Genomic DNA, 5094 nt, shown 5'->3' on the forward strand with positions numbered 1-5094 from the left:
TCACCCCCTGTCTCTCCCCCCGCCAGTGGTCGGTCACCGTGGGACATCACGCGGGGAACCGTCCCCACCCAATCGACCGGAACAGCCAGACTCATGTGCGGGAACCGCTCGAACAGCGCGGGCAGCGAGACCAGCGCTTCCAGCCGCGCCAGCGGCGCACCGAGGCAGTGGTGCGCGCCGTAGCCGAAAGCCATGTGGGACTTGTCGGCCCGGGTGGGATCGAACTGGTCGGCGGTTTCGCCGTGGCGCTTCGGGTCACGGCCCACGCCCGCGTAGCTCGCCAGGATCGCCTCGCCCTGCGCGATGCGGACACCGTCGATCTCGATGTCGGACACCGCGAACCGCAACGGCAGATGCGCGACCGGGGACTCGTACCGCAGCGACTCCTCGACCACATCCGCCCAGGTGATGGCGCCCGCACGGACCTCGGCCAGCACATCGGGGTGGGTGAGCAGCGCGGTGATCGCCTGGTCGAGGAGGTTGACGGTGGTCTCGTGTCCCGCCGAGATGACCAGCAGCAGGGTGCCGATCAGTTCTTCCTCGGTGAGCTGCCCGTCCTCGTCGTCGTCGCGCTGGGCGACGAGCAGGCTGGTCATGTCGTCACCGGGCTGCTCGCGGCGCAGGGCCACCAGTTCACCGAGGATCCGGTACATCTCCATGTAGTTGGCCTGCGACTGCTCCGGGGTGAGCGTGGTGTCGAAGATGCCGTCGACACACGTGCGCAGGCCGGGATTGAGCGACTCGGGGACGCCCATCAGCTCCGAGATCACCTGGATCGGCAGCGGATACGCGAAATGCTCGCGCAGATCGACAGCCTCGCCCTGCGGCGTCTGCGCCAGCGCGTCGAGCAGGTCGGTGGTGATCCGCTCGACCTGATCGCGCATGGCCTCGGTGCGGCGCGCGGTGAACGCGGGCGCCACCAGGCGGCGTAGTCGCCGGTGGTCGGGGCCGTACGCGGTGAACATGTTCGCCACGGCCACCCAGAGGAACAGCGGCCAGTCGGCGGGGATCTCGCCCGCGACGAACGCCGGCCAATGCTGGCTGGCGTCCTTGGACACCCGCGGATCGGTCAGCAGCTTCTCCAGCAGCGCGGCATCGGTGATCGACCACGCCTCCACGCCACCGGGCAGCTCGACCAGAGCTGCGGGACCCTGCTCCCGGATGCGCGTGATCTCGCCCTGGATGTCCTCCCCCGTCGTATCGATTACCAACCGACTCGTTACCGACTCCACCATGAACCTCTCGATCACCGGTGTTTCCCGGACCCCAATGCAGGCGATCGCATCGAAACATACTGCTGGACTCTATTTTCCGATCCGGTCAGCGATGCTACCGGTCGTTGTTGTCCATCGCAGCGAGTCCGGCGGTCCGGATAACCGATCCGTCAGGCCGCCGATTCCCGATCTCGCACGTAGGCAAGGGCATTCGCGTCGCCGACCGCACCGCCGTGCTGCTCCAGGCACCGATGCAGTTGAGCGAGCGCATCTTCCAGTCGCGGGCCGGGTCCACGGTCCGCGAGCAGGACGACGATCGCCTCCCTGGCGGCGATTCCGGGGTCCGGATCGGCCAGCAGCTCGTCCAGGTAGTGCTCGGGTTCGACCAGTCGCAGGGCCCGGCGCGCGTACGCGTGCACCCGCCTCGGCAGTTCGGCGCGGATCAGGTCGACATCGGCCTGCAGGGCCTGCTGCCCTTCCTGCGCCGGATCGACACGCAGGGACCACCATTCGGTGAGCTCGACCGCCAGGCCGCGTGCATCGATCAGCCCGGGGCCGGTCGCCTCCTCGAGCATCGTGGGCGGGCGGCCGAGCCGCGCATCGCGCCAGGCGCAGAACTCCCACCAGCTCGTCGGCGTAGCACTCACTTCCAACCCGAAACGGACCACTTGCTGCCCGTCCGTCCACGTCCGCACGGTCCGGCTACGGCCGACCGACGCCACCCCTCCCGGTGCCACGCGCACCCACCTGGCCTCCGAACCCTCAAAGCCGTAGGGCGCCAGCAGCTTTCCCGCCTCTCGCGTCAATCGCCGCAACGCCGTGTCCACTCCGACCATTCCGGCAGGGTAACCACACCCACCGACACCCCCCGACGATCGGTATCCGGCTAGGACGCCTCCTCGACGAGGTCGACCGCGTCGGCGGCGTGGATGCGCAGTGCGAAGCGGAAACCACAGGCGGTTTCCAGCGACGAAGTGCGGCGGTCGGACCCGGGAGCGCTGTGGACATCGATGCTGACGTCGATGTCCTCGAGGCCGACGTGGAAGTGGCCCGCCATCCAGAACTCGGTGTGGCCGGCCGTCTGACCGGCGAGAACATCGTCGGAGTCGGCGTGGAAGTCGCTGCGGCGCACACAGGTCGGGGTGTGACCGTCGGAGTCGGACGCCAGGTAGAGAACGACCGGCCCGTGCATCACGGTCAGCAGCTGCAGGACGTGGCGGGCGTCTTCGGAGGTGTCGACCGCGCGGTGGCGATGGTTCGGCGTGTGGACAAGCGGAGGGTGATCGCGGTGTCCGGACCCGGCTTGGTAGGGCATGGTGCTCCTTGCAAAGTTCTCGACGATTGTCGGGTTCGCCAGACACTATGGGTGCGCAAGGTTGGTCCAGGGTTGGCGCCCGTCGAATCTTGCGAAGGTGTGACGAGTTCGTGGAATCCCGCGCGGCCCCGCTGCCCAACCACCAGCCGCTGGTGGTCGCCGAACAGTTCGGCATGCTCGGCTCGCTGTTCCCCGGCCGGATCGATATGGGCCTCGGCCGCTCGGTCGGATTCACCGACGGTGTCCGCCGGGCGCCGGCGCCGCGTCCGGCCGCAGTCTCGGCCCAGGCGCGGGCCAGGATCTCGTCGCGGGCCGCCACCGTCAGCCGGTGCCGACCGGCTGAAACTCAGCAGCGCCGACGCGGACGCGGCCTTTCCTCGTGCGACAAACTTCGCGCCTGCGCTTTTGCGCACGAGACAAACTGAGCGGTCTGCGCCACACATACCGCCGAGAGCAATGACGTGAGGTCCCTCACGCCGAACCCTCGATCTTCAGGCGCACGACCTCCAGAACAAGCCACCTGGCGTCGATAGCCAGTGTGTAGCCGTACTCCGTAAAGCGGCGAATCACTCGTGCATGTAGCCCACAACTTCAAGATTGCCGATCAAATGTGACTTTCGGTCACATATACGCCTTTACGGCGCTGCCTACCGGCCATAGACCGCTCAGATCACTTCCGAGCCAACGCTTACTCTCCGGTAATGTTCCGTCGCACCGACCGTCGGAAATGATCCCAGGCGCACTCACAGACGTTCAGGAGTTCACGTGTTGCATTCACGTTTTGAATCGATCGGCGCATATCTTCCGTCGAATATCGTTTCGACCGCGGAATTGATTTCCCGTCTGACAGTGCCACCCTCGTTCGACCTCGAGAAGATCACCGGGATCAAGGAACGGCGCGTGCGTGACACCCGGCCGGACAGCATGGAGGATTCGTTCGCGCTGGCGATGCGGGCCGCGCAGGATTGCCTGTCCCGGTCCCGGTATGGCGCAGGCGAATTGGATGTGATCATCTCCTGTTCGATCACGCGCAGCAATCAGGGCACCCGGATGTACATGGAGCCCTCGTTCGCCTCGACGATCGCGCAGGCGCTCGGCGCCGACGCGGCGATCACCTTCGACGTGTCGAACGCGTGCGCCGGAATGCTTACCGGCACCTACATTCTCGACCGGATGATCCGTGCCGGCGTGGTCCGCAACGGCATGGTCGTCAGCGGTGAGTCGATCACCCCGATCGCCGACACCGCGGTGAACGAGATCTCCGAGAAGTACGACCTGCAGTTCGCGTCGCTGTCGGTAGGCGACTCCGGCTGCGCGGTCGTGCTGGACCAGGCCGTCGACGAGGCCGACATGATCCACTATGTCGAATTATTCACCGCGGCAGAGCATTCGCACCTGTGCCTGGGCATGCCCAGCGACAAGTCGGCGGGCGTCGCGCTCTACACCGACAACCGCAAGATGCACAACGAGGCCAGGTTCCTGTTGTGGCCGGACGCGCAGGGCACGTTCCTCGAGCAGCAGGGTGGCACCTTCGCCGACGAGAACTTCGACTACATCATTCATCACCAGTTCGGCGCCGCGGCCGTGCCGTTCATGAACGGGGTCGCCGCGCGCGAGTTCGGCGCGCCGATGCCACCGGATCTGAATGTGATCGAGAAGTACGGAAATACCTCGACCACTTCGCATTTCATCGTGCTGCACGATCAGCTGTCCGAGCAGAGCATCGAGGCGGGGGCGAAATTGCTCATGGTGCCCGCCGCTTCGGGCGTGGTCGCCGGCTTCCTGTCCACCACCATCTCTTCGCTGAAGGTCTGAGGTTCGTCATGGGCGTGCGTATCCAAGCCACCGGCGCCGACAGGGCTGCCGACACCCACAGCATCGTCTAGCACAGCGGCCGCGCGGCGCGGCAGTGCCTGGAGCGGGCCGGCATCCGGCCCGACCAGGTGGGCGTGCTCATCAATACCGGCATCTTCCGTGACTCGAACACGGTGGAACCGGCTGTCTCCGCGCTGATCCAGAAGGCGGCGGGCATCGGGCTCGACTACACCCGCGACGACGCGCGGACGTTCTCCTTCGATCTGATGAACGGCGCGGTCGGCGTCCTCGATGCCGTCCGGGTCGCCGGATCGGTGCTGGCGACCGGGAGCACCGGGCACGTGCTGGTCGTCGCGGGCGACACCCACCCGTCGCTCACCCGCGCCGTGGCCGATGCCGAATTCCCCTACGCCACCGCGGGTGCCGCGCTGCTGCTCGAGCAGGTCGACGGTCCGGAAGGCTTCGGGCCGGTGCATTCGGCGAGGTCGACGGGCAGTCCCGCCGAGCAGGCCTACGTCGACACCGCGACCATGGGCACCGTCGGGCGTGGCCTGATGACCGTCGAGCGCGACGCCGATTTCGAAGACCGGATCCTGGAGGTGGCGAGCAAGGCGGCGCGCGCCGCGCTCGACGAGGCCGGGACCGACCGCGCGAGCCTGGCATTGATCGCCTCGACTCCCACACCGCAGTTCCCGACGCGGCTGGCCGACGCCCTCGGCATCGACCAGGACGCGGTGCGCACTCCCGACC

General features: G+C 67.1%; 6 protein-coding genes. 3 read left to right on the plus strand and 3 right to left on the minus strand.

Annotation, left to right across the window (positions count from 1 at the left end):
- The 3 genes from ACFWPJ_RS24125 to ACFWPJ_RS24135 all read right to left on the minus strand — a co-directional run.
- On the minus strand, nt 1–1235 hold a 1235-nt coding region (locus ACFWPJ_RS24125), incomplete at its 3' end, for a cytochrome P450 (protein WP_378854664.1).
- A gap of 149 nt (nt 1236–1384) precedes the next feature.
- Complete coding sequence (locus ACFWPJ_RS24130; protein WP_378854665.1) at nt 1385–2050, minus strand: hypothetical protein; 666 nt, start codon at nt 2048–2050, stop codon at nt 1385–1387.
- Between the two features lie 50 nt (nt 2051–2100).
- Nucleotides 2101–2529 carry a DUF779 domain-containing protein gene (locus tag ACFWPJ_RS24135; protein WP_378854666.1) on the minus strand — a complete coding sequence of 143 codons (429 nt, stop codon included), beginning with the start codon at nt 2527–2529 and terminating at the stop codon, nt 2101–2103.
- A 110-nt stretch (nt 2530–2639) separates the two neighbouring features.
- Between ACFWPJ_RS24135 and ACFWPJ_RS24140 the strand changes: the two genes are divergently transcribed.
- The 3 genes from ACFWPJ_RS24140 to ACFWPJ_RS24150 form a co-directional block, all read left to right on the plus strand.
- Nucleotides 2640–2954, plus strand: coding sequence for an LLM class flavin-dependent oxidoreductase (locus tag ACFWPJ_RS24140; RefSeq protein ID WP_378854667.1), 315 nt, complete (start codon nt 2640–2642; stop codon nt 2952–2954).
- A gap of 340 nt (nt 2955–3294) precedes the next feature.
- The gene (locus tag ACFWPJ_RS24145) at nt 3295–4344 is read left to right on the plus strand and encodes a 3-oxoacyl-ACP synthase III family protein (protein WP_378854668.1); all 1050 of its coding nucleotides are present in this window, start codon (nt 3295–3297) and stop codon (nt 4342–4344) included.
- 134 nt (nt 4345–4478) lie between these two features.
- Nucleotides 4479–5094: hypothetical protein (locus ACFWPJ_RS24150; RefSeq protein ID WP_378854669.1), on the plus strand; the 616-nt coding region annotated here is incomplete at its 3' end.

The sequence above is a fragment of the Nocardia sp. NPDC058497 genome, assembly GCF_042720195.1.
GTDB lineage: Bacteria > Actinomycetota > Actinomycetes > Mycobacteriales > Mycobacteriaceae > Nocardia.

Coding starts and splice junctions, on each gene's coding strand:
- ACFWPJ_RS24130 (WP_378854665.1), bottom strand. CDS start 2,050: ATGGTCGGAGTGGACACGGCGTTGCGGCGATTGACGCGAGAGGCGGGA.
- ACFWPJ_RS24135 (WP_378854666.1), bottom strand. CDS start 2,529: ATGCCCTACCAAGCCGGGTCCGGACACCGCGATCACCCTCCGCTTGTC.